Raw genomic sequence first — 25,495 nt, 5'->3', positions numbered from 1 at the left:
TGATGGGAATGCATATTGAAATGAAAAACATTTCAAAGGCGTTCAATGGAAATCCTGTTTTGAAGAATGCACAGTTTATGATTGAAACAGGAGAAGTCCATGCATTGATGGGGGAAAATGGAGCGGGTAAATCAACGCTCATGAAGATTTTAACAGGTGTATACAAAAAAGATGGTGGGACAATCACGATTGATGGGCAAGAGCGCACCTTTAAAAATGCGAAAGAAGCTGAAGAGTACGGCATCGCATTTATACATCAAGAACTAAACATATTGCCGAATTTAACAGTAGCTGAAAATATGTTTCTCGGTAAAGAGTTAATGTATGGGAAAACAGGTATTTTACGCACTCGACAAATGAACGCCATTGCGCAGCAACAACTAGCGGAGTTAGGGTTGCATGTAAGAGGCGCTATGTTAGCAGAGGAATTATCGGTTGGACAACAGCAAATTATCGAAATTGCGAAAGCATTAATGACCAACGCGAGCGTTATTATTATGGATGAACCTACTGCGGCACTGACGGATCGTGAAATCGAAACGCTCTTTACAGTAATCAATAAGTTACGTAAAGAAGGTGTTTCATTCGTGTACATTTCGCATCGTATGGAAGAGATTTTCTCAATATGTGATGCTATTACGATTTTGCGTGATGGAGAATACGTCGGAAAGAGATTAATTCCAGAAACATCATTTGATGAAGTAGTGAGTATGATGGTGGGGCGCAGCATTGGTGAACGTTATCCAGAGCGAAATAGTCAAATTGGTGATGTCATTTTTGAAATGCGTAACGGAACGAAGAAAGGGAAATTTGAAAATGTTTCTTTTCAAGTGAGGAAAGGTGAAATCCTTGGTGTAGCTGGTTTGATGGGAGCTGGCCGTACAGATATTATGAAAGCGATATTTGGATACGAACCTTTAGACTCTGGACAAATTTTTATAAATGGACAAGAGGTAAAGATTGATAGTCCAATAGATGCAATTAGACAAAGAATTGCTTTTATTACAGAAGATAGAAAGTCTGAAGGATTAGTGTTAGATTTTTCAATTCGAGAAAATTTAGCTTTACCGAATTTAGAAAGTCTTTCAAAGGGAAGTGTTCTAAGCAATGAGCTAGAACAACAGTTTACAGAGGATATGATGAAGCTTCTTAATGTGAAAGCATCTAGCGGAGAGCAGGCAGTGAAATCTCTTTCTGGTGGAAATCAGCAAAAGATTGTAATCGCAAAATGGCTAGGCATTCATCCGCAATTACTCATTTTAGATGAGCCAACAAGAGGTGTTGATGTTGGAGCGAAAAAAGAAATTTACTCTATTATGAATAAGCTTACAGAGCAAGGCGATGCCGTTATTATGGTATCATCTGAGCTTCCGGAAGTTTTAGGGATGAGTGATCGAGTTCTTGTTATTCATGAAGGAAAAGTCGGCGGAATTTTAGAGAAAGATGAGGCATCACAAGAGTCTATTATGGCACTAGCTACAGGGGGAGAGTAAGGATGGATAAGAAGGGGAATGTATTACAACAACTCGGTTCTTTAATCGGTTTAGTATTAATTATCGTTGTAATTACAGCTTTAAATCCAGCGTTCATTGAAATTCCAAATTTATTTAATATACTGCGTCAAGTATCGATTAATGCGCTTATTGCATTCGGAATGACCTTCGTAATTTTAACAGGGGGTATTGACTTATCGGTAGGTTCTATTTTAGCATTATCAAGTGCACTTGTTGCTGGAATGATGGCAAGTGGCATGGATCCGTTCCTTGCAATGGCAGTTGGATTATTAGCAGGTCTTGTAATGGGAATTGTAAACGGTATCATCATTGCGAAAGGAAAAGTAGCTCCATTTATTGCAACTTTGGCAACAATGACTATTTTTCGTGGGTTGACGCTTGTTTATATGGACGGACGTCCGATCACTGGTCTTGGTGATCATTTAATGTTCCAAATGTTTGGCCGCGGTTATTTTCTTGGTATTCCGGTACCAGCTGTTACAATGATGATCGCTTTCGCAGTACTGTACTTCATTTTGAAGAAAACGACATTTGGTCGCCGTACATTTGCAATTGGTGGAAATGAAGAAGCAGCAGCACTATCAGGTATTAATGTTACGAGAATTAAAGTAATGATTTACGGTCTTTCCGGAATTTTGGCAGCGCTTGCAGGTATTGTCTTAACATCACGATTAGATTCTGCACAGCCGACTGCAGGTACTTCTTATGAATTAGATGCAATTGCAGCAGTTGTATTAGGTGGAACAAGTCTTTCTGGGGGAAGAGGATGGATTGTTGGTACATTCATCGGTGTACTTATTATCGGTGTACTAAATAACGGTTTAAATTTATTGGGTGTATCTTCTTTCTTCCAACAAGTTGTAAAAGGACTTGTAATCTTACTAGCTGTATTAATTGATCGCAGAAAAGAAGCGTAATGGAGGGACAGTTCATGAAGAAATGGTTACTTATACTCGTTGCATGTATTATGGTCATTACTGCTGGTTGTTCAATGGAACCGCCAGAATGGGCAAAGGATTCTAGCGATAAAGGTCGAAATAAAACTATTAAAGTTGGATTCTCTGTTTCAACTTTAAATAATCCCTTTTTTGTAACTTTGAAAAAGGGTGCAGAAAAGAAAGCGAAAGATAGTGGCATCGAATTAATTGCTGTTGATGCACAAAATGATGCAGCAAAGCAAACGAACGATGTTGAAGATTTAATTCAAAAGGGTGTCGATGTAGTTGTTATTAATCCGACCGATTCAGATGCTGTTGCTTCAGCAGTAAGTGCGGCAAATGCAGCAAATGTTCCTGTTATTACAGTAGACCGCGTTGCGAATTCAGGTAAGGTTGTTTCTCACATTGCTTCTAACAATATCGAAGGTGGTCAAATGGCTAGTGATTACATTCGGGAATTAGTTGGCGAAGGAGCAAACGTTGCTGAGTTAGAAGGAATCCCTGGATCTTCCGCTGCTCGTGAACGTGGGAAAGGATTCCATAACGTAGCCGATAAGTCTTTAAAAGTAGTTGCAAAACAAGCGGCTGATTTTGATAGAGCGAAAGGATTATCTGTTATGGAAAACATTTTGCAAGCAAATAGCGATATTAAAGCCGTGTTTGCTCATAACGATGAGATGGCATTAGGTGCACTTGAAGCATTGAAGTCTGCTGGAAAAACAGATGTAGTAGTTGTTGGATTTGATGCAACAGAAGATGCTGTGAAAGCGGTTAACGATGGGCGTATGGCTGCAACAGTCGCTCAAAAACCAGAATTAATCGGAGAGAAGGCGATGCAAACAGCAAAAGAGATAACACAAGGTAAAAAAGTGGACAAATCTATTCCGATTGAATTAGAGCTTATTAAGAAAAAAAATAAATATAAAATGAAAATTAGGAAGGAAGAATAACAAATGAAATTCTTTATTGATACAGCAAACATTAACGAAATTAAAGAGGCAAATGCATTAGGCGTATTAGCTGGAGTAACGACAAATCCATCACTTGTAGCAAAAGAAGGCGTAGATTTCCACGAACGCATTCGTGAAATTTGCAACGTTGTAGAAGGACCTGTAAGTGCAGAAGTAATTAGCTTAGAAGCTGATAAAATGATTGAAGAAGGAAAAGAACTAGCGAAGATTGCTCCAAACGTTGTTGTAAAAGTTCCAATGACAACAGAAGGTTTAAAAGCAGTAAAAGCGTTCTCTGATTTAGGAATTCGTACAAACGTTACATTAGTATTCTCAGCAGTTCAAGCATTACTTGCAGCTCGTGATGGTGCAACATACGTTTCACCATTCTTAGGTCGCTTAGACGATATCGGTCATAACGGTATGGACTTAATTCGTCAAATCGCAGAAATCTTTGCAATTCATGGCATCGAAACAGAAATCATTGCAGCATCTGTACGTCACAGTGTTCACGTAACTGACGCAGCATTAAACGGTGCACATATTGCAACAATCCCAGCAAACGTAATTGCTTCATTAGTGAAGCACCCATTAACAGATCAAGGAATTGAGAAATTTTTAGCTGATTGGGAAAAAACACAAGAGAAATAATAGAAAAGCAAGAATCCTAGTTTAATTGACTAGGATTCTTTTTTTTATTTAAAAGAATTTTCATGCAATTTTGCATATTGTCTTTTAAATTTGTTATATAAGATATTTAATATATATCACATAACTCTTTATTTTTCATATTTCGACATAAAGTGAAACTTTAATCAGTGGGGGCTTTGTTCATCCCCACACTGATTATTAATTGAACCAAGGGATAAAAAGATAGAGGGTCTGACCAGAAAACTGGAGGGCATGATTCTATAACAAAAAGCTTAATGTTTATAGAATTATGTCTTTTTATATAGGGAGGGTAGTAAACAGAGATTTCGACAAAAATGCACCAATTTATCTGAATTTTAAGTTTTATAAAAGGGGAGAAATGGAATGAGAAGAAAAGCACCATTTAAAGTGTTGTCATCATTAGCAATTGCGGCAATTATCGGATGTACATCTGTAATGAGTGCTCCGTTAGCATATGCAGAAACGGCAGCAAAAGAGAAAGATAATGTATCTACAACACCAATTGATTACAATTTAATTCAAGAAGATCGTTTAGCGGAAGCACTGAAAGAAAGAGGAACAATTAATCCAGCATCTTCTAAAGAAGAGACGAAAAAAGCTGTTGAGCAATATATTGAAAAGAAACAAGGAGATCAGGCGAATAAAGAAATTCTTCCAGATGCTCACTCACAAGAAACGTCTGATTTCACAAAAAAAGTAAAAGAGAAAAAGATGGAAGAAAAGGAAAATGTAAAAAAGGCTGAAAAAAATGTTAGCCTTGAGCAAAAGCCAGAACCAAATAAAAAGCAATTGAATGAGCAAGTTCCAACTTCAAAAGCAAAGCAAGCTCCATATAATGGATCTGTTCGATCGGATAAAGTATTAGTGCTACTCGTTGAATTTAGTGATTATAAACATAATAATATTGATCAAACACCAGGTTATATGTATTCGCAAGACTTTAGTAGAGAACATTATCAAAAGATGTTGTTCGGTAATGAGCCTTATACTTTATTTGATGGTTCAAAAGTAAAAACGTTTAAACAATACTATGAAGAGCAGTCTGGTGGTAGTTATACGACAGATGGATATGTAACGGAGTGGCTAACTGTTCCAGGAAAAGCATCTGATTATGGAGCTGATGGTAGCAGTGGTCACGATAATAAAGGTCCGAAAGGTGCACGTGATTTAGTGAAAGAAGCTTTGCATGCAGCTGCTGAGAAAGGACTAGATTTATCCCAGTTTGATCAATTTGATAGATATGATACAAACGGGGACGGGAATCAAAATGAACCTGACGGTGTAATTGATCATTTAATGGTAATCCATGCTGGTGTTGGTCAAGAAGCTGGTGGCGGTAAATTAGGTGATGATGCGATCTGGTCACATCGTTCAAAATTAGCAGTAGATCCAGTAGCGATTGAAGGTACGAAATCAAAGGTAGATTACTTTGGTGGTAAAGTCGCAGCACATGATTACACAATTGAACCGGAAGATGGAGCTGTAGGTGTGTTTGCACATGAATTTGGACATGATCTTGGATTACCAGATGAATATGACACGAAATATACTGGAAATGGTTCACCAGTCGAAGCTTGGTCATTAATGAGTGGAGGTAGTTGGACAGGGAAAATCGCAGGAACAGAGCCGACTAGTTTTTCACCACAAAATAAAGACTTTTTACAAAAGAATATGGGTGGCAACTGGGCAAAAATATTAGAAGTAGATTACGATAAAATTAAGAGTGGTGTGGGAGTTCCTACCTATATTGATCAAAGTGTTACGAAATCAAACCGTCCAGGCGTTGTACGTGTTAACTTACCAGGTAAAAGTGTTGAAACGATTAAACCGGAGTTTGGAAAGCATGCATATTATAGTACAAGAGGCGATGATATGCATACAACGTTAGAGACACCATTCTTTAATTTAACAAAGGGAACAAATGCAAAATTCGATTATAAAGCAAATTATGAGTTAGAAGCAGAGTGCGATTTCGTCGAAGTACATGCAGTAACAGAAGATGGAATGAAGACGTTAATTGATAGACTTGGAGAAAAAGTAGTCCAAGGAGATAAAGATACAACAGATGGGAAATGGATTGATAAATCATATGATTTAAGTCAATTTAAAGGCAAAAAAGTGAAACTACAATTCGACTATATTACAGATCCGGCTGTAACATATAAAGGTTTTGCGATGGATAGTGTAAATGTAACTGTTGATGGACAAGTTGTATTTTCTGATGATGCAGAAGGACAGTCTAAAATGAATTTAAATGGTTTTGTTGTTTCTGATGGGACAGAGAAGAAAGCTCATTACTACTACTTAGAATGGAGAAACTATGCGGGATCAGATAATGGATTAAAAGCAGGAAAAGGTCCAGTGTACAATACAGGTCTTGTCGTTTGGTATGCAGATGATAGCTTTAAAGATAACTGGGTTGGGATGCATCCAGGTGAAGGATTCCTTGGTGTTGTTGACTCTCATCCAGAAGCGCTAGTTGGTAATTTAAACGGGAAACCAGCATACGGTAATACGGGCATGCAAATTGCAGATGCTGCATTTTCATTTGATAAAACACCAGCATGGAGTGTAAATTCATTAACACGTGGTCAGTTTAACTATTCTGGATTACAAGGTGTTACAACTTTTGATGATTCAAAAGTATATAGTAACAAGCAAATTGCAGACGCAGGAAGAAAAGTTCCAAACCTTGGACTTAAATTCCAAGTTGTTGGACAGGCAGAAGATAAATCGGCAGGCGCTGTTTGGATTAAACGCTAATAACATAAAAGCACATTCTTCATATGAAGAGTGTGCTTTTTAATTTGTACAGTAAGTTATTATTTTAGCTTATGTAATACAAGTCTCTGTTCATATGTAGTGTATCAAATTATGTGGGGAAAGGAAATATTTCCGAGGAAATTGTCGAAGTATCGTCGGTATTTATACACCTTTTTTGTAAAAGAAGAAATGTAGTATTGCCTTTACAGTTTAATTTATTTACATTGTTACTTGGTTACACACAAAAGTAATATATTCGGCAGTAAAAGAGCGCTATTGGATAGTGCTCTTTTTGTAGATAGAAAGGAGTTGAGTTAAATGAAAGAAATAATTGAATGTCCACAGTGTGAAGGAGAGATTACTGCGCAACATATTATTGATCTCCCGCATCCTTTTTCATTCAGATGTCCACACTGCAAGGTGAAGTTAAAAGAAATGAGAATCACACCGTGCTTAATATTAGCAGCAATTTGTATCATTCCACTGTTTATTATAATTGGAGAGAGTATTAAGGAATTACTAGTAAAATATTTTTCTATTATAGATGATGTACCAACTGTACTTATTTTCTTCTTATTTTGTTATCCATTGTATTATTTCCATGAAAAATATAATGCTATATTGTTTATTAAATACGGCTTATTGAAAGTTAAAAGTTGAATTGAATAGGAGATTATCATAATGCTTTGGAAAATATATTTAGTTATTGTAGCAATGTTAGCTATTATTTCGTTAGTAAGGGGCATGTTTCAAACACCAATTCAAAAGTTTGACTTTGTAGTTTCTATTATTACGTGGATAGGGCTCTTTGGTTTTGTATTTGATATACAAATATTAACCTCAATTGTTTGGAAATGTATTTTCTTGTTTAGCATCATTTGGACTTTAACTGCAGTTTTTGTTTTTCGTTTATATGAGGAGCGAGATGAGCCGTTACCTTTTATATTTAAAGTAATTGGAATTATTCCAACGCTTCCATTATATTACGGATTATATCAATATGCATTTTAAAAAAGACAACGATGGATTATCCCATCATTGTCTTTTTTACTTTGCTTCTTACATAAATCATCCCAGCAAATGTTAATAAAAATGCTGTCCCGATAATGAAGCTGATGCTAGGTGATGCTCCGATTGCGCCGACTGTAAAGGAGCCAGCAACAACTCCTAATGAGAAGAAGGCATAAAATAATCCGAATGCCTTTCCGCGATTATCGTCTGTAGTATTTTCAACGAGTAAAGCGTTAATAGAGGGGAAGAGGATTGCGAATCCAATTCCATAAATCATCATTACGATAAAGAGCATACCTTTTGTAGCAAATAATCCGAGTAAAGATAATGCGAATGCCATAACTGCAATTCCGATTAGCATTAGTTTCGAACGATTAAATCGATCGTAAATACGATTTGTTGGAAGCAAGAAGAAGAGGATAGCAGTTATACCAAATACACTTAACATCATGCCTGTTGTGGATGCTTTAAGCGCTAATGCCTCAACTTTTACTGGTAACATATAAGTGACAATTCCTTGTGAAAACATTAATGTGAAAGCACCAATATATGCTTGTAATAACGGTTCTGATTTTAAAAGTTCAACCATATCTTCTTTGTTCATCATTTGCGTTCTTGATGTATCTTTTCTTGATACGTTATTTGGTAAGAAGAATAGAGATACGATCGTACCAAGAGCCATTAAAATAGAAATAGTAATGAAGACCCATTCTACGCCAGTTGTTGCTTTCATAATACCGCTGAAAGCCGGTCCTACGATTGCGGCTGTTCCAACAGCAGCACCAGATAGAGCCATTGCTTTTCCTTGTCTTTTTGCATTTGTTTGTTTTGATAAAAATGTAAAGGCAGCAGGAATTAAAAAGCCATCACTAAATCCATGCATAAAGCGAACAACTAATAGTTGTTCACCACTTTGAACAACGGTGTATAACAAGACTATGAAACTCGTAATTCCCATGCTTATATAAAGGATTTTTTTTGCACCAAATTTATCGACAGCTGCTCCAGCAATAATATTACCGATCATATTAGCGAATGAGTACATACCGACAACTAGCCCGATAATAAGAGGGGTTCCTCCAAGGCTTTGAGCGAAAGTACTCATAATAGGTAATTGTGAAAATGTATCTAAAAATGCCACGATAACGATAAAGTAAATAAAATATTTCAAGCGATATTCACCTCTCCTATGCTATTATGGCACAATGCTAATTTCACCTGCAATGAAATTGAATTAACAGATGTGGAAAAAAGTACAAAGTGACAAAATATTGAACATTATTTGTAAAAAATTAGTAGAGATGCGGTTGTTTTTTTGAAATATATGGATAGAAGTATTATAATAGAATTGTAAACTTCACCAGGTTAAGTATATACATAGAGAGGGATGTATAAAATGAAAGCACTACTTTGGCATAATCAACGTGATGTACGAGTAGAAGAAGTACCAGAACCAACAGTAAAACCAGGAACAGTGAAAATCAAAGTTAAATGGTGTGGTATTTGTGGGACAGACTTGCATGAATATTTAGCAGGGCCTATTTTTATTCCAACAGAAGAACATCCATTAACACATGTGAAAGCACCTGTTATTTTAGGTCATGAGTTTAGTGGTGAGATAATAGAGATTGGTGAAGGAGTTACATCTCATAAAGTGGGAGACCGCGTTGTTGTAGAACCAATTTATTCTTGTGGTAAATGTGAAGCTTGTAAACATGGACATTACAATGTTTGTGAACAACTTGTTTTCCACGGTCTTGGCGGAGAAGGCGGCGGTTTCTCTGAATATACAGTAGTACCAGAAGATATGGTTCATCACATTCCAGATGAAATGACGTATGAACAAGGTGCGCTTGTAGAACCAGCAGCAGTAGCAGTTCATGCAGTACGTCAAAGTAAATTAAAAGAAGGGGAAGCTGTAGCAGTATTTGGTTGCGGTCCAATTGGACTTCTTGTTATCCAAGCAGCTAAAGCAGCAGGAGCAACTCTTGTTATTGCAGTTGAACTTTCTAAAGAACGTCAAGAGTTAGCGAAATTAGCAGGTGCGGATTATGTATTAAATCCAGCAACTCAAGATGTGTTAGCTGAAATTCGTAACTTAACAAATGGTTTAGGTGTAAATGTTAGCTTTGAAGTAACAGGTGTTGAAGTTGTACTACGTCAAGCGATTGAAAGTACAAGCTTCGAAGGACAAACTGTAATTGTTAGTGTATGGGAAAAAGACGCAACAATTACTCCAAATAACTTAGTATTAAAAGAAAAAGAAGTTATTGGTATTTTAGGATACCGTCACATCTTCCCAGCTGTTATTAAATTAATTAGCTCTGGTCAAATTCAAGCAGAGAAATTAATTACGAAAAAAATTACAGTCGATCAAGTTGTTGAAGAAGGATTTGAAGCACTTGTAAAAGATAAAACACAAGTGAAAATTCTTGTTTCACCTAAATAAGATAGAATCGAATAGAGTAGCCCTTTTCTAGAAATAGAAGAGGGCTACTTTTTTTCTATACTGAAAGGTGATAGACTTTCCTTTGACTAAATGTATTTTTGTTTGGAAGGGAGAATCTAATGCTTTCATTTTTGTTAACTTTAAAGCGAATGTTAAGAGCCTGTTTACGAGCGTGGAAAGATAAAGAATTTCAAGTATTATTCGTATTAACAATTTTGACTTTAATATCGGGTACGATTTTTTATAGTACAGTTGAAGAATTACGTCCTATTGACGCTTTATATTTTAGTGTGGTCACGTTGACGACTGTCGGTGATGGGAATTTTAGTCCGCAAACTGATTTCGGAAAGATATTTACAATCTTATACATATTTATTGGGATTGGATTAGTGTTTGGATTTATTCATAAGTTAGTGGTCATCTCCCTGTCAAGTAGACAGTAATAAAAAGAGTATTATGCCACGGCCTTTTCCCGATATTCTATCGGGGAAAGGCCGTGAAGTTTTTCTTGGAATCTTTCTGTATTATAAAATTGAATATATTCTTGAATTGCTCGGTAGGCCATTTCATATGTCGTTAGGAAACTATTCATCTTCAACTCCTGAAGATGGTGGCGTTGCGATTGTGAGCAAATGGCCAATCGCTGAAAAGATTCAATATGTATTTGCAAAAGGATGCGGGCCAGATAATTTATCGAATAAAGGATTTGTATACACGAAAATTAAGAAAAATGATCGCTTTGTTCATGTAATTGGTACGCATTTGCAAGCGGAAGATAGTATGTGCGGAAAAACTTCACCTGCATCTGTACGTACAGACCAATTAAAAGAAATTCAAGACTTTATTAAAAATAAAAATATACCAAATAATGAGTATGTGTTAATTGGTGGTGATATGAACGTAAATAAAATAAATGCAGAGAACAAGAATGACTCAGAGTATGCATCTATGTTTAAAACATTGAACGCTTCTGTACCATCTTATACTGGACATACAGCGACTTGGGACGCAACGACAAACAGTATTGCAAAATATAATTTCCCTGATAGTCCTGCTGAGTATTTAGATTATATTATTGCAAGTAAAGACCATGCGAACCCATCGTATATAGAGAATAAGGTGTTACAGCCGCAATCTCCACAATGGACTGTTACATCATGGTTCCAAAAATATACGTATAATGATTACTCTGATCATTATCCAGTAGAGGCGACTATTTCTATGAAGTAGTTTCAAAAAGTTTCTTCGTAAAGAAGAAACTTTTTTTATTTGCAAACAGGAAAATCACACTTTCTTTCCAATATGTATAAGACATATTGAGAAGAGGAGAGAAAAATGTGGATCGAGGAATTTTTAAAGAAGTTCCATTACCGTGTGCATTTTTGGATGAAGTGGCTTTAGATAGAAATATTCAATCGATTATAGAGTTAAGTGGAAATAAAAAGATTCGTATAGCGAGTAAATCGTTACGCTCTGTTCCGATTATGCAAAAGATACTATCTACAAATAATCGATTTCAAGGTATTATGTGCTTTTCACCTAGAGAGATTTTATTTTTAATAGAACAAGGATTTAATGATTTATTGCTTGGATATCCTGCTTACGATGAAAGAGCTCTGTATGAAATTAGTTTGTTAACAAAGAAAGGTTTCATTATAACTTGTATGGTGGATTGTGAAGAGCATATTGTGTATTTAGAAAACATTGCTGAGCAATCTAAAGGATGTTTTCGTGTTTGTTTGGATATTGATATGAGTAGTCGCTTCTTTCAATTTCATTTTGGTGTACAAAGGTCCCCAGTAAAAAATGTGCAGGATGCGTTGAAAGTAGTAGAAAAGGTGAGAAGGTCATCATATTTAATGTTAGATGGTGTAATGGGATATGAAGCTCAAATTGCCGGGGTGGGCGATTATATACCGAATCAATGGTTGAAAAGTAAAGTGATTTCGTATTTAAAGCAGAAATCAGTGCTAGAAGTTAAAGAAAGAAGAGAACATATTGTAAAAGCAATACAAAACATTGGTGTTGAGCTAAGGTTTGTAAATGGAGGCGGAACAGGAAGCATAAAAACAACCGAGAAAGATAATTCAGTTTCAGAGATTACAATAGGTTCTGCTTTTTATTCTCCGAAGCTGTTTGATTATTATAAAGAGGTGAAATTTCATCCAGCGGTCGGATTTGCCTTACCAGTTGTGCGTAAACCAGTCCCGTTTATTTACACTTGCCTAGGTGGTGGATATATTGCTTCAGGAGCAGTTGGAAAAGATAAAGAGCCTGAAGTTTGGAGACCGAAGGGTGCAAAATTATTAGCTTTAGAAGGTGCTGGCGAGGTACAAACGCCAATTTTTTATAACGGCGAGGAACGAGTGGATATAGGAGAGACCATTTTGTTTCGTCATAGTAAGGCTGGTGAATTATGTGAACGCTTTCCTTTTTTGTATCGTGTTAAAAAAGGAGAGATTGTCGGGGAGTATTCAACATATCGGGGGGATGGCCAATGCTTTCTATAAAGGGACAAAAGTGGAGAAATTGGACAGGGAATGTAGAAGGAACGCCGCATTATACGATGTATCCAGAAAGTATACAAGATGTAGTAGAAGTTGTGGGGCTTGCGCGAAAAAAGGGAAAGAAAATTCGTGTTGTCGGTTCAGGACACTCGTTTACCCCCCTTGTGCAAACGGAAGAAGTTTTAGTTTCTTTAGATGAATTGAAGGGTATTGTGAATATTGATGCAGAGAAGATGGTTGCTGAAGTATGGGCAGGAACAAAGTTATATGATTTAGGGAAGTTACTTGAGGAAAAAGGTTATGCGCAAGAAAATTTAGGGGATATTGATTCGCAATCTATTGCAGGAGCGATTAGTACGGGGACTCATGGAACGGGTATTACCTTTGGGAGTTTATCAACACAAGTTATAGAGATTACGGCAGTTCTATCTAATGGTGAGAGTATAGTTTGTTCGGAAGCTGAGAACGTAGAATATTGGAGAGCGTTTCAGTTGTCACTTGGAATGTTAGGTATCATTGTAAAGATAAAATTGAAGGTTATTCCAGCGTATTCACTCGTTTATGAAAGTGAAAAACAGTCATTATCCACTGTAATGAACAAACTAGAAGAATATAAGAAGCATCGTCATTTTGAATTTTTCGTTTTTCCTTATTCTGATGAAGTACAAGTGAAACTTACGAACGAAACAACGAATAAAGGCAGTGATTTGAAATGGCATAAACTAAAGGTAGAGTTACTTGAAAATAGGATGTTCTCTTTACTATCTAAAGGATGTAAATGGTTTCCTTCTATAAGTAAAGGAGTGAGTCGATTATCAGCTAAAGCTGTACCAAACACAAAAATAATTGGCCCGAGCTATGAAGTATTTGCTACATCACGTACGGTGCCATTTTATGAAATGGAGTATAGCATTCCTTCAAAGTATATGAGGACGGTTGTAGAAGAAATCTCAAATCTTATTGAAAAGAAAAAGTATAAGGTGCACTTCCCAATCGAATGCCGCTATGTGAAAGGGGATGATATATGGCTTAGTCCGGCCTATGGAAGAGATTCAGCATATATCGCTGTTCATATGTATAAAGGTATGAAATATGCTGCTTACTTTGGCGAAGTGGAAAAGATTTTTCTGAAGTATGAAGGGCGTCCACATTGGGGGAAAATGCATACATTATCGTATGAGCAATTACAATATATATATCCAGAGTTTCATTCGTTTTTACAGGTGAGGAAATCTCTAGATGAACTTGGAATGTTTTTTAATCCTTATGCGGAGAAGTTATTTATCCCGCTATTTGTCAGGCAGTAAGACCCCTACGTCAAAATTCAGTGGAAGCAAAGAAGTTAGGTGAGGGCTAATTAAAGTTTCACATTATGTATATGAAAAAGCTGACAAATAATTATTTGTCAGCTTTTTTTAGTGTAATTGCATTTCTTGTATGACTAATATGTTCATAAAATAGTAGTTTATCACGGCTAAATACATGTAGTAAAACATGAATAATAAATAGGCCGTTAATGATGAATAGGAATAATAATGTAACGAGTAATACTAAAGGCTCTGTGTGATTTAAAATAGAGCTACTAGAAAGAATATAATTGATTCCACCTAACGCAAAATAAAATATACCGTAGCGAATAAATAGTTCTTTTAATGTAATACGATTTGATTTTCCTTTCACGTGAATGCGAAGCAATGCTTTCCCAATTGTTTTTCCGTTAGTAAAGTATGGAATAATAATAAAGTAAATAAGGATTGAACACGTAATGAAAATGAGTTCATACATATTGGTGTAAGATTGCATATTAGAAACGAAGAAAGAATTTCCTTTGTTTTTAACGACAGGTACGACGATAGATAAGAAAATCCAATCAATTTGCATCGCGATAAGGCGACGAATGAATCCGACTGGTTTCGTTTCCAAATCAATATGACTATCTAACTCGTTTGTCTTCGGAAGGAAGTACGTAAATATTGGTGCAATGATAAAACCAATTACGCCACCTAATGTATTTAAAAACAAATCATCGATATCAAATAATCGGTATGCACAATTGTATATACTGTATAATCCAGTCACTTGTGTTAGCTCGAAAAATAGTGAAAGGAAAAAGGAAATGCAAATTGTTTGTAAGAAACTACGTCGGAAATAATAACGTAAGTAAATACCGAATGGAACAGTTAATAGAACGTTAAAGGCAACTTGTAAAAACGCAGACTCTTTTAATAAGTAGAAATAAGTAGCTGGTTTCGTTAAAACTGCCGATGTATGACTACTAATCTCTTGTATGAAATAAAATGGTGCGAGTTGCATGTGTTGTGTATTAGCCGGTTGTAGGCTACAAGTATCAAACGTTTGTGGCAACGGCAAAATAACAAGAAAATAGGCATTTAATAAGTAAAGTAATAATGAGTATAAAATAAATGAGCGCCATTTATTTAAATAACCGTATTTTCGATAATTAAATATTAAAAAAGGGATTAAAAGAAACATTGCTAAAAAAGGAAATAAAATAAAGGCTGTTTTCACTGGAAATAAATATGCAGTCAAAGTAAAACTCCTTTCAATAAAAATTCGTTTATCATTATAGCGCTAAAAATATTTAAATACAAAGTTAAAACCTTTCGAAATAGAAAAAATTACTAATTTGATAGGAATTAAGTTATAATAAATTAATATAAGGATATTGTGATTTCATAAGTTGAGAGAGGGTACAAGAGATGCGATATGAACTTTTTTCTGTAAGTGGGGATCATATTACGACTTTTGAAAGTGCATGGCGTTTTCAGGAGGGAGAACAGATTTTTGTTCATGATGATCAAACAAAACGAAACTTTATTATTATTCGGCTGACGCATGATGTATTTCAACAAAATAAACATGTTATTCGTTTGTATTGTCAAGAGAAGAAAGTGTATGCATAAGAGAAGCCCTCTTACAGTATGAAAAGTAAGAGGGTCCTTATCTCGTTATTTGTGAATAGCCCAATTGATGAGGGTGATTAAAGTTTCACTTTATCATTTTGCCCCTCGTAAGGAATAAAAAGAGAAGGATTAATGCACATAGGTAGCATTTGATTTGGAAGAAAGGATATAGCCTTGTATTTTGTGCTTCAAAGTTTCATTGCCTTCTTTTTGAGAAAGCCATGTATGGTAATCTTGTTGTGTTTTCCATAACATACGAATCATATACTCTGCCTTATCATTTGTACGATGAACAGGTGAAAACTCTATGTTAATACAACCGTTCGTTCCGGGGGAAGGATAATTTTGTTTAAGCCCATAAAGTAGCTCATTTTCATATTCGTACTTAATGTGAATGAGTTTAGTAACTATAAACATATAAACACCTCTTTTACGATAATAGTAGGAAAGATAGAATTACTGTAATAGTGAACTCGATAAATATTATAACATTCTGAAAATTATAAGTGAATAATAGGTTTTAACTTAATAAAGGTATAAAAAAGCGAGTCATTCTATTACACTAGATGACTCGCTTTTAATTTGTAAGTTTTACTTTATAAGAAAATAAGAGTAAGTACACCTACGATAATACAATAGAAAGAGAAATATTTTAAATTTCCTTTTGCCATAATGTTCATAAACCATTTTAGTGAAATATACGTCATGATAAATGTTGCGATGAATGCAACGACATATGGTACGAATAATGTGTCTAGATTTGGGTCATTTGCAATGTCTGTAATGCTTAACAATAAGCCACCTAAGCTAACAGGAATGTATAGTAAGAATGAGAAGCGAAGAGCTGTTTCTTGCTTCATACCAAGTAACATTGCTGCTACGATTGTGGCACCAGATCGGCTTATTCCGGGAATCAGTGCACAAGCTTGTGCTAATCCGACGATGATTGCATCTTTCATAGAAAGGTCGCCATCATTTTTACGACCGCGTAAATTTCTAATAATCCAAAGGCCGACAGCAGTAATAAGAAGGGAAATCCCAACCATCTTCACACCTTTTAAGTACTGATCGATGTAATCTTTAAATAAAACACCAATAACACCTGCTGGAATGGTTGCAATAACAAGATAAATAATAAAGAAGAAATCTGATTTTGCGTCTTCTGCTCTTGTAAATATATAAGAGAGACCATTCTTCGTTAGACGAATTAAATCATTTCTATAAATAAGTAATACAGCTAATAATGAAGCTGAATTAACAAGTAGTTCGAAGCTAAACTCTTCTATTTTTAGTCCTAGCAAATGTTGTGCTAAAACGAGATGACCACTTGAAGAAATCGGAATTGGTTCTGTTAGTCCTTGGAACAGACCGAGAATTAAATATTTTAAAACGTAGTAAAATTGTTCCATAATAACCTCCTTGTTTATTAGTTGAAAGAAACAACTTTTCCATTATAACAAAGATATGGATGAATATTGAAAAGAAATAAATATTCAAAATAAAATAAAAATCCCTTATAGCAGTATAAGGGATTCTTAATTTTAATTAAGAAGTCACTGTTCCTTGAAGACTTTTAGACAATTGAACATCGACTTTTTCAGCATCATGAATATGATTCATAATAGTAGTATTTAATTTTTGGAACATTTGTTGTGTGTTAGCGAATTCTCGTAATATGTCATTATTACAAGACTTTTGGTTTTCGATAGCCTTAATAACATTTGTAGCACCATTTTGTAACGTTTGAATCATAACTAAAATATTTTCAATTCTAGCATTTGTATCGGCGCTCATTTCTACACCTTCATCGACTAAATGTAAATTATCTTTTGTGTTATCATATGCTTTTTCAATTTCTTCTTGTATTTTTTTCGTTAAGTTGCCGATGTTTTTTGTACTTTCTGCTGTACTTTCCGCTAGTTTTCTTACTTCATTGGCAACGACGGCGAATCCCTTACCATGCTCTCCAGCACGCGCGGCTTCAATACTCGCATTTAAAGCAAGTAAATTTGTTTGTGCTGCAATGTTTTGAATGACTTCTACAATTTGCTCGATTTCCTTTGAGCGTTCGCTTAGATGATTCATACTATTAGACGTGCGTTGAGATTGTTCACCTAATTTATTAATTACAATAAGTAAGCGGTGAACGGATTCTTTTCCTTCATTAGAGCAGTCAATAATTTCTGCAATAGACTGAATTAAGCTTTGTTCCTTTTGTAACATTTCATTATTTAACTCATTGGAATGTGTCGTACGTGTTGAAACATTTTCGAAACATGAACTTAATTGTTGAACTAAATTTTGAAGTGTATTATGTTGGTTATTTACAAGTTGATGCTCTTGGATAACGCTTTGTACACGATCGTGGATAGTAGAAATAGTCTCTTGCTTTTCGATATCTTTTTGTTTTAATTCTGCTTCTAATTCTTGTATACGCTCTTCTAATTGAGCAATTGTATGTTGGAGTGATTTTTTTTGAGTAAACATGTATTTATTTCAACCGCCTTCGAAAGTTATATTTTCTCTATATTTGGATTTTAGCATCTTTTGTATTTTTTAAATATAGGAATTGTTAAATATTTAAGAATCTATTACATTTTATTCATAATTCTCTTTTTTTCGTCACGAAAAATAAACTGTATTTAATCGTTTTGTAAACAAACTGTAAAATAAATCATGTATAACTGTATAAGAAGGGAGTCGGATTATGAACTATTTTAAGCGAATCAGCTGTCTAGTATTAGCAGGAATTATCGGTCTTTCTAGTACAGTCGCTGTTAAAGCAGAGTCAAACGACGAGAAACTTAACAACATGCAACAGCAATTGCAACAAAACGATGCAGAAATGCAAAAGAAAGAGCAAGAGAAGCAAGCTGTTAGTAAAGAAATTAAAGGTATCGAAAACGAACTACATAATTTAAATAATACAATTGCAAAAAATAAAGAGGATCAAGCTGCTATTCAACGTAAAATCGATGAAACACATAAGCAGATTGAGCAAAAAAAGCAAGAAATTGTCGTTTTGGAGGATAAAGTCCTTGCTCGTAAAGATATTATGAGAAAACGTATGGTTTCTGTTCAAAACAGTTCAAATACAAGTTTAGTAGTAGAAGTTGTAGTAGAGTCAAAAAACTTTGCAGACTTCTTACAACGTATGAACGCAGTTTCTACTATTCTAGAAGCTGATAAAGAAATTTTACGTCTACAAGAACAAGATCTTCGTCAAATTGAAGAAGATAAGAAAACAATTGACGAAAAAGAAGCATCTTTAGTAGTAGACAAACAAAAATTAGCAAAAGCGCAAGCTGAACTGCAAGATAACTTGAAGAAGCGTCAAGATAACTTACAAACAGTTCAAGCTAAATATAATGAAGTTGCAAGTCAACTTAATTTAGCAGCGGAAGAAAAAGCTAAAATTGAATCAAATATGAAGACAGTACAAGAAACAATTGCTCGTGAGCAAGAAGCAGCAAGAATCGCAGCGGAAGAGCGTGCAAAAGCAGAAGCGGCTGCAAAAGCAGAGCAAGAAGCTTTAGCGAAAGCACAAGCAGAAATTGCTGAAAAGCAAAAGCAGGAAAAAGCTAGTAAACCAGCTGAACCTGTAGCAAAAAATACAGAAACACAGCCTAAGCCTGATACGAAACCAACTCAAGGTGGAAAAGAATTTTACGTAACAGCAACCGCTTATACAGCTGACCCATCTGAAAATGGCTATAAACCGGGTGAAACTGTAAAATCTAAGTTAGGACATAATTTAACTGCAAATCCAAACATGAAATTAATTGCTGTAGATCCATCTGTTATCCCATTAGGTTCTACTGTATATGTAGAAGGATATGGAACAGCAATTGCTGGAGATACTGGTAGTGCAATAAAAGGGCATATCATTGATTTATTAATGCCAAATTCAGCTCAAGCTAATGACTGGGGTAGAAGAACAGTTAAAGTTAAAATTTTAAATTAATATGTAATCCAACTTTACAATACGTAGAGTTGGATTTTTTTATAATAATAATGTTAAGTTGAGTTTACATTTTGTTAAGGATAGCATACAATAATGGTGAGAGGTGGTAAATTTGACCATTTTAAACAGAGTAAAAGAATTAAGAGCTCGTTTTAACTTTACGCAAAGCGTATTAGCAGAAAAGGTTGGAGTAACGAGACAAACAATTGCAGCAATTGAAAAAGGGGATTACGTTCCTTCGTTGTTATTGGCACTTACGATTTGTGATGTGTTTCAGTTAAAGATGGAAGATGTGTTTGTTTTAAATAAGGAGGGGGAAAAGGATGAATAGAATTGTTTTTTCTTATATTATAAATGTACTCTATACTGCACTAGCATGTTGGACATTTGTTGAATTTTATAGTGTTATTACAGAGTTAGCAGATATAATTAAAAACGAGAAATTCCCGTTTGAAGTATGGTTTAATGGAGTACCATTCATTTTATTATTTATTGGAGCAATTATAGTTACAATTTTTTATCGAATTCAAAAGAAAAAATATAAGAATTTATCTTTTTGGATGTATCCATTATTATTTCCACTAGAAGATGAACGTGAAAAAGCGATTACGGATAAAGCTTGTAGAACAACATTTGTATCGTTATGGTTTGTGTTACCTTGTGCAGTTGGATTTTTAACTTTTTCGCCTATTATTAATGAATATCTTCCTGGATACCCATTATATATTCTATTTTCTATTTTCTTTATTCAAATGACAGTATTTCACGTATCACTATACAGAAATAAATTAGCTTAAAAAGAAACCTTCTTGCACCGGCAAGAAGGTTTCTTTTCAGCTAATACTTGTACATATGACGATATTATTTTATCATTTTATATAGAGTAAGATTTTGTAAGGGAAAGGAACTGTGTATGAATAAGCAAAGAATTTATAGTATAGTAGCAATTCTGCTATTTGTTGTAGGTGGCGTGTTAATTGGAAAGCCATTTTATGATGGATATCAGGCTGAAAAGAAACAGACTGAAAATGTGCAGGCTGTTCAAAAGATGGATTATGAAAAGCATGAGACGGAATTTGTAGATGCTTCCAAAATTAATCAACCAGACTTGGCGGAAGTAGCGAATGCATCATTAGATAAGAAACAAGTAATTGGTCGTATTTCGATTCCAAGTGTTTCAGTAGAACTGCCTGTTTTAAAAGCTTCTACTGAAAAAAACTTATTATCAGGTGCAGCGACAGTAAAAGAGAATCAAGTTATGGGAAAAGGAAATTACGCATTAGCAGGACATAATATGTCTAAAAAAGGTGTTTTATTTAGTGATATAGCTTCTTTGAAAAAAGGCGATAAAATTTATTTGTATGACAATGAAAATGAATATGAGTATGCGGTTACTGGTGTATCTGAAGTGACTCCTGATAAGTGGGAAGTTGTAGAGGATCATGGGAAAGATGAGATAACGCTTATTACATGTGTATCTGTAAAGGATAATTCTAAGCGTTATGTTGTTGCTGGTGATTTAGTAGGAACGAAGGCGAAGAAGTAAAAAAGAAGGTGAACTCTTTAAAGAGTTCACCTTCTTTTTTACTAATGTTGAGAAATAATAGAATATTTCGGTTCGTATTTAAGTATTCTTCTATTTATGTATAATAAAGTAAGAATTCCATATTTTGGGAGGGACAAGAGTGAGACAACAGGTGAAGAAACTTCTTTTAACAACGAGTATAGCGTTATTGGTAGCTCCAATTTCAGCTTATGCGCATCCAGGGCGTACAGATGCTAATGGCGGACATACGTGTCGTACAAATTGTGAGAAGTGGGGATTACAGTACGGGGAATATCATTATCACAATAAACCAGCTTCTAGTAGTGGCGCAACGAGCCCAGCTCCTAGTCAGAATAATAATAGTGCTGTAGAAGCTGAGAGACAAGCAGAAGCACAGCGCAATACTGAGGCTGAAAAACAACGTGCTGCAGAAGCACAGCGTAAAGCTGAAGAAGAGAGACAACGTGTAGCCGAAGAACAAAGAAAAGCTGAAGAGGCACGTAAGCAAGAGGAAGCGCAGCGCCAAGCTGATATGGAAAAAGGTCAAAAGAATGGAGAAACTGATTTTAAAGCAGGAAAAAATGATGCAGAAGTGCATGTAGCTGGAAAATCTGATGCATATAAACAAGCGTTTAAAGCGACTTATGCAGCCGCATGGTCTTTAGAAGAGCAGAAGAAAACGCATTTTGAAAAAGGAAAAGAACAAGGTTTAGCACAAGAGACGATGGACGATAGTCAAGTTGCTCCAGAGTTTAAGGTAAACTTTGCAGACGGGTTCAAAGTAGGGAATAAAGAAAGAACAGAAAAAATTGAAAAGGAGCAAGCTGAATTAGGGGAAAAGACAGGGAAAGAACTAGCTGAAAAGAATCCTGAAAATAGAGAGAAAGAAGTATACGTGAAGGCATATGAAACAGCGTATGAAAAAGGCTATAAGTCTACAAAAAAGGTAGTAGAAAAGGCTGGCTATAAGTATGCATTTGAAAACTATGATTTAAAAGTTCCTGCTAAGTATGAACGAAATGAATTGTTAAAGAAGTGGTTTACTGAAGGATTTAAATCGAATAAAAAAGCAGCGGAAATTCGAGAAGAAGGGTATAAAAAAGGAGACAGCTGGTTCTCATTCTTCTATAAGAGTTTCGTACCAAGTGAATATAAAGAACATAAAGAGCTGTACGAACAAGCAATAGAAAAAGGTAAAACAGCATAAAAAAGATGAGGAGAAATTCCTCATCTTTTTTAATCCATCCATTTCACTAATTTCTTAGAAATTAATAATAAAACACAGCCTAATACAATTGCCACAGCGCCAATAACTGTGAATACTTCAGCGTATCCAAGTGAAGTTGTGAAGCTTGCAAGTTGTCCGCCTAAAATGTTGGCGATACCTGAACTTGCTAGCCATACACCCATTAATAAAGATGCTAATTTTACCGGAGCAAGCGAACTAACCATTGATAGTCCGACAGGTGATAAGAATAGCTCACCTAACGTATGGAAAAGATACGTAAAGACGATAAACAGTAAGTTTGCTTTTTCTGTAATGTTATGTTCATCACTACCTGTTTTTAATGTAGCGATAACGAGAATGATATAACCGATACCGAGTAAGATCATACCAAGTCCCATTTTAGTTGGGATTTTTAAATCACCCTGCTTGCGAGTTGCAAGTTTTGCCCATAATGCAGAAATGACTGGAGCAAGTAAAATAATAAATAATGGATTGACCGATTGGAACCAAGATGTTGGAACTTCCCATCCGAACACAGAGCGGTCTACAAATTTGTTTGTATATAATGTTAATGAGCTACCAGCTTGTTCAAAGCCAGCCCAGAAGAAGACAACGAAGCATGTTAAAATGACAATAACTGCGGTACGTTGTTTTTCTTTTTTTGTTAACGGTGTATCTCCTACTGATGGTTGTCCAGTAGCTGTTTGTAAATCGCGAGTTGGTTTCTTACCGATATTACCAAGGAAGCGATTTGATAGTGTTGTAAATAAAATTTGTCCAATGATCATTCCGATTGAAGCGGCTAAGAAACCGTAACGGAATCCGTAATGTACAACGCCATCAACTGTTGTTTTGAATAAATTTTCTGATAAAAATCCGCAAACGAGTGGAGCTAAAAATGACCCGACGTTAATACCCATATAGAAAATGGTAAATGCACTATCACGTTTTGGATCGTTCTCTTCGTATAATTCTCCAACCAGTGTAGAGATGTTCGGTTTGAAGAATCCGTTACCTATAATAATAAGCGCTAATCCGAGGTATAGACCTAATTGGTTTTGCAAGGCAAATAGTGTAAGGTTACCGATTGCCATTGTTATACCACCAATTGTGATTGCTTTTCGTCTACCTAGAAAACGGTCTGTTAAGTATCCACCAATCATTGGTGTGAAATAACAGGCTCCAGTATAAAATCCGTAAATAGAGAGTGCCCATGCGGGACTAAACCCAAGACCACCGCTTACTAAAGCTGTCGTTAAATATAATGTTAATAATCCTCGTAATCCATAGTAACTAAATCTTTCCCACATTTCTGTAAAGAAGAGTAAGTATAAACCTGGAGGATGTTTCTTTTTTCTTTGTTGTTCTCTTTCTAGTTGTATCGCTGATTCCATGTTATTTTCCTCCTGACACAAACAAAAACAAAGTTAATAGTTTTGTATATTTAATATTTTACCTTATTAACTATTATAAGTCAATAAAGGTTGATTTTTCAGAAGAAATTGGAAAAGAGGAATAGCTATAGAATGGGTGTTTCTTTTGTGATAGACTATGGACTATGTTTTCTTTGTAAGGAAGCGGGTTATTGTACTTTTTTTATATGTGAAATTGATTTCATAAAAGATGAAATTAAAGAAGGAGAAAGAAATGAAATTGTTACAGAAAAAAGAAATTTTACTTATTAGCCTTATGTTATTCTCTATGTTCTTTGGAGCAGGGAATCTTATATTTCCACCTTTCCTTGGGTATGAAGCAGGAGAACATGTTTGGATTTCATTAGTAGGGTTTATTATATCAGCAACAGGTCTTCCTATATTAGGTGTTATCTCTATTGCAAAAGCAGGAAGTTTTCAAACGTTAGCGGGTAGGGTTCATTCTTCATTTGCAATTATTTTTCCATGTATCGTGTATGTATTTATTGGACCTGGGCTTGGTATACCACGTGCGGGAAGTTTAGCTTTTGAAATGGGGCCAGGTCAGTTATTCCCTGAAGCAGGAAGCGGACTATTGTTGTTTTACACAGTTATTTTCTTTAGTATTGTTTACTGGTTAAGTTTATCTCCATCTAAATTAATGGGGTTGTTTGGAAAAGTATTGACGCCGTTATTATTATGTATGATTGCACTTATTTTTATAAAGAGTATGTTTACACCGGTAGGAGATATGAAAGAACCAATAGGGAACTATGGACAAGCTCCTATGTTTCAAGGGTTTTTAGATGGATATTTAACAATGGATGCGTTAGCTGCTTTAATCTTTGGAATTGTTATTGCAAATGCATTACGTGCAAAAGGTATTGAAGATGATAAAAGTTTAGCGAAATATATGAGTATTGCTGGCATTGTGGCAGGATTATTATTATCGATTATTTATGTCATCCTTGGATATGTGGGGGCAATTAGTGGCTCATTAGGAACATTCGATAACGGTGCGAAAGTGTTAGCGCAAGTTATGACTACATTATTTGGGGAGGGCGGAGTCGTTTTATTAGGTCTTATTTTTACTATCGCATGTTTATGTGTTTCAATTGGACTTGTTACGTCTTGTAGTCAATTTTTTGCGAGTGCATTTCCGAAAGTATCTTATAAAGTGTGGGCATTTATAGTAAGCGTTGTTAGTATGATCTTAGCTAATTTAGGATTAACGCAAATTTTAAAAGTATCAGTTCCAATTCTTGGATTTATTTATCCAATTGCATTAACTCTTATTATTCTAGGGTTATTCCATAAGTATATTGGAAAGTATGCATACGTATATGCAGTAACTGTTTTGGTTGTAGCGATATTTAGTGCAATTGACATTTTAAATAAAAATGTAATGATGAATCAGTGGACGTCAGCATTAAAATACATTCCGTTTTATACAGAAGGTGTTGGGTGGATTGTTCCAGCTATTGTAGGCATGTGTCTCGGTTTCATCGTTAGCATTGTTTTAAATAAGAATAACTGAGTAAAAAGGTGTTTTCCGATTTTGGAAGACGCCTTTCTTTTTTGGAAAAAATACTATTGAAAATGAATAGACTAAGAGTA

23 protein-coding genes and 3 pseudogenes are annotated in these 25,495 nt (G+C 35.1%); 19 read left to right on the top strand and 7 right to left on the bottom strand.

What is annotated here, in order from left to right; translation table 11 throughout:
* Positions 1-8: 8 nt before the first annotated feature.
* The 7 genes from rbsA to MR169_RS13100 all read left to right on the top strand — a co-directional run bounded on the left by rbsA (position 9) and on the right by MR169_RS13100 (position 7,848).
* A complete protein-coding gene (gene rbsA / locus MR169_RS13130) occupies positions 9-1,493 on the top strand; it encodes a ribose ABC transporter ATP-binding protein RbsA (protein ID WP_016117168.1) in 1,485 nt (494 codons plus the stop codon).
* Between the two features lie 2 nt (positions 1,494-1,495).
* Positions 1,496-2,431, top strand: a complete 936-nt coding sequence (locus MR169_RS13125; protein WP_131933953.1) for an ABC transporter permease subunit — start codon at positions 1,496-1,498, stop codon at positions 2,429-2,431.
* 14 nt (positions 2,432-2,445) lie between these two features.
* The gene (gene rbsB / locus MR169_RS13120) at positions 2,446-3,402 is read left to right on the top strand and encodes a ribose ABC transporter substrate-binding protein RbsB (protein WP_242319508.1); all 957 of its coding nucleotides are present in this window, start codon (positions 2,446-2,448) and stop codon (positions 3,400-3,402) included.
* Positions 3,403-3,405: 3 nt separating this feature from the next.
* Complete coding sequence (fsa, locus tag MR169_RS13115; RefSeq protein WP_242319507.1) at positions 3,406-4,053, top strand: fructose-6-phosphate aldolase; 648 nt, start codon at positions 3,406-3,408, stop codon at positions 4,051-4,053.
* 384 nt (positions 4,054-4,437) lie between these two features.
* The gene (gene inhA2, locus MR169_RS13110; protein WP_242319506.1) at positions 4,438-6,837 is read left to right on the top strand and encodes a M6 family metalloprotease immune inhibitor InhA2; all 2,400 of its coding nucleotides are present in this window, start codon (positions 4,438-4,440) and stop codon (positions 6,835-6,837) included.
* A gap of 318 nt (positions 6,838-7,155) precedes the next feature.
* Entirely contained in the window at positions 7,156-7,497 is a 342-nt protein-coding gene (locus tag MR169_RS13105; RefSeq protein WP_242319505.1) for a hypothetical protein, read from the top strand.
* A 21-nt stretch (positions 7,498-7,518) separates the two neighbouring features.
* Positions 7,519-7,848, top strand: a complete 330-nt coding sequence (locus MR169_RS13100; RefSeq protein ID WP_016117170.1) for a hypothetical protein — start codon at positions 7,519-7,521, stop codon at positions 7,846-7,848.
* Between the two features lie 16 nt (positions 7,849-7,864).
* On the opposite strand, the gene MR169_RS13095 is transcribed toward MR169_RS13100, so the two are convergent.
* A complete protein-coding gene (locus tag MR169_RS13095; protein ID WP_242319504.1) occupies positions 7,865-9,019 on the bottom strand; it encodes an MFS transporter in 1,155 nt (384 codons plus the stop codon).
* Positions 9,020-9,244: 225 nt separating this feature from the next.
* Between MR169_RS13095 and bdhA the strand changes: the two genes are divergently transcribed.
* Both bdhA and MR169_RS13085 read left to right on the top strand, forming a co-directional pair.
* A complete protein-coding gene (gene bdhA / locus MR169_RS13090) occupies positions 9,245-10,297 on the top strand; it encodes a (R,R)-butanediol dehydrogenase (RefSeq protein ID WP_242319503.1) in 1,053 nt (350 codons plus the stop codon).
* 119 nt (positions 10,298-10,416) lie between these two features.
* Positions 10,417-10,740, top strand: coding sequence for a potassium channel family protein (locus tag MR169_RS13085; protein WP_242319502.1), 324 nt, complete (start codon positions 10,417-10,419; stop codon positions 10,738-10,740).
* Positions 10,741-10,751: 11 nt separating this feature from the next.
* Here the strand turns inward: MR169_RS13085 and MR169_RS13080 are convergent.
* A pseudogene (locus MR169_RS13080) lies at positions 10,752-10,874 on the bottom strand (IS3 family transposase); the annotation flags it as partial.
* Between MR169_RS13080 and sph the strand changes: the two are divergent.
* The 3 genes and pseudogenes from sph to MR169_RS13065 all read left to right on the top strand — a co-directional run.
* Positions 10,871-11,527: pseudogene (sph, locus tag MR169_RS13075) on the top strand (sphingomyelinase C); the annotation flags it as partial. The pseudogenes MR169_RS13080 and sph sit on opposite strands and share 4 nt — an antisense overlap.
* A 107-nt stretch (positions 11,528-11,634) precedes the next feature.
* A complete protein-coding gene (locus MR169_RS13070) occupies positions 11,635-12,807 on the top strand; it encodes an amino acid deaminase/aldolase (protein ID WP_242319501.1) in 1,173 nt (390 codons plus the stop codon).
* Positions 12,795-14,111: a D-arabinono-1,4-lactone oxidase gene (locus MR169_RS13065; RefSeq protein ID WP_000948950.1), complete on the top strand. Its 1,317-nt coding sequence runs from the start codon at positions 12,795-12,797 to the stop codon at positions 14,109-14,111. The genes MR169_RS13070 and MR169_RS13065 overlap by 13 nt, the downstream gene beginning before the upstream one ends.
* A gap of 91 nt (positions 14,112-14,202) precedes the next feature.
* Here the strand turns inward: MR169_RS13065 and MR169_RS13060 are convergent, their stop codons facing one another.
* Complete coding sequence (locus tag MR169_RS13060) at positions 14,203-15,354, bottom strand: VanZ family protein (RefSeq protein ID WP_000128015.1); 1,152 nt, start codon at positions 15,352-15,354, stop codon at positions 14,203-14,205.
* A 170-nt stretch (positions 15,355-15,524) separates the two neighbouring features.
* Between MR169_RS13060 and MR169_RS13055 the strand changes: the two genes are divergently transcribed.
* Entirely contained in the window at positions 15,525-15,728 is a 204-nt protein-coding gene (locus MR169_RS13055; RefSeq protein ID WP_001268332.1) for a hypothetical protein, read from the top strand.
* A 129-nt stretch (positions 15,729-15,857) separates the two neighbouring features.
* Here the strand turns inward: MR169_RS13055 and MR169_RS13050 are convergent, their stop codons facing one another.
* The 3 genes and pseudogenes from MR169_RS13050 to MR169_RS28475 form a co-directional block, all read right to left on the bottom strand.
* Positions 15,858-16,145 (bottom strand): hypothetical protein, encoded by a 288-nt coding sequence (locus MR169_RS13050; RefSeq protein WP_242319500.1) that lies wholly within the window; start codon positions 16,143-16,145, stop codon positions 15,858-15,860.
* Positions 16,146-16,324: 179 nt separating this feature from the next.
* Entirely contained in the window at positions 16,325-17,137 is an 813-nt protein-coding gene (locus MR169_RS13045) for an undecaprenyl-diphosphate phosphatase (RefSeq protein WP_242319499.1), read from the bottom strand.
* Positions 17,138-17,273: 136 nt separating this feature from the next.
* A pseudogene (locus MR169_RS28475) lies at positions 17,274-17,804 on the bottom strand (methyl-accepting chemotaxis protein); the annotation flags it as partial.
* Between the two features lie 631 nt (positions 17,805-18,435).
* On the opposite strand from MR169_RS28475, the gene MR169_RS13035 reads away from it, so the two are divergent.
* From MR169_RS13035 to MR169_RS13015, 5 genes are all read left to right on the top strand, one after another.
* Complete coding sequence (locus MR169_RS13035) at positions 18,436-19,692, top strand: 3D domain-containing protein (RefSeq protein ID WP_001105784.1); 1,257 nt, start codon at positions 18,436-18,438, stop codon at positions 19,690-19,692.
* Between the two features lie 112 nt (positions 19,693-19,804).
* Positions 19,805-20,023, top strand: coding sequence for a helix-turn-helix transcriptional regulator (locus MR169_RS13030; RefSeq protein WP_000154020.1), 219 nt, complete (start codon positions 19,805-19,807; stop codon positions 20,021-20,023).
* A complete protein-coding gene (locus MR169_RS13025) occupies positions 20,016-20,489 on the top strand; it encodes a DUF2178 domain-containing protein (protein WP_001080043.1) in 474 nt (157 codons plus the stop codon). The genes MR169_RS13030 and MR169_RS13025 overlap by 8 nt, the downstream gene beginning before the upstream one ends.
* Before the next feature lie 116 nt (positions 20,490-20,605).
* Positions 20,606-21,238, top strand: a complete 633-nt coding sequence (locus MR169_RS13020) for a class A sortase (protein ID WP_001041724.1) — start codon at positions 20,606-20,608, stop codon at positions 21,236-21,238.
* A 139-nt stretch (positions 21,239-21,377) separates the two neighbouring features.
* Complete coding sequence (locus MR169_RS13015) at positions 21,378-22,445, top strand: YHYH domain-containing protein (RefSeq protein WP_242319497.1); 1,068 nt, start codon at positions 21,378-21,380, stop codon at positions 22,443-22,445.
* 29 nt (positions 22,446-22,474) lie between these two features.
* On the opposite strand, the gene MR169_RS13010 is transcribed toward MR169_RS13015, so the two are convergent.
* A complete protein-coding gene (locus MR169_RS13010) occupies positions 22,475-23,860 on the bottom strand; it encodes a peptide MFS transporter (RefSeq protein ID WP_000443146.1) in 1,386 nt (461 codons plus the stop codon).
* A gap of 253 nt (positions 23,861-24,113) precedes the next feature.
* Here MR169_RS13010 and brnQ1 point away from each other — a divergent pair, with 253 nt between their 5' ends.
* Positions 24,114-25,415: a branched-chain amino acid transport system II carrier protein BrnQ1 gene (gene brnQ1 / locus MR169_RS13005; RefSeq protein WP_016117175.1), complete on the top strand. Its 1,302-nt coding sequence runs from the start codon at positions 24,114-24,116 to the stop codon at positions 25,413-25,415.
* Positions 25,416-25,495: the final 80 nt, after the last annotated feature.

This window comes from Bacillus cereus group sp. BfR-BA-01349 (assembly GCF_022663795.1).
Classification (GTDB): Bacteria; Bacillota; Bacilli; order Bacillales; family Bacillaceae_G; genus Bacillus_A; species Bacillus_A cereus.
This window is presented reverse-complemented; position numbering and strand designations above follow the sequence as displayed.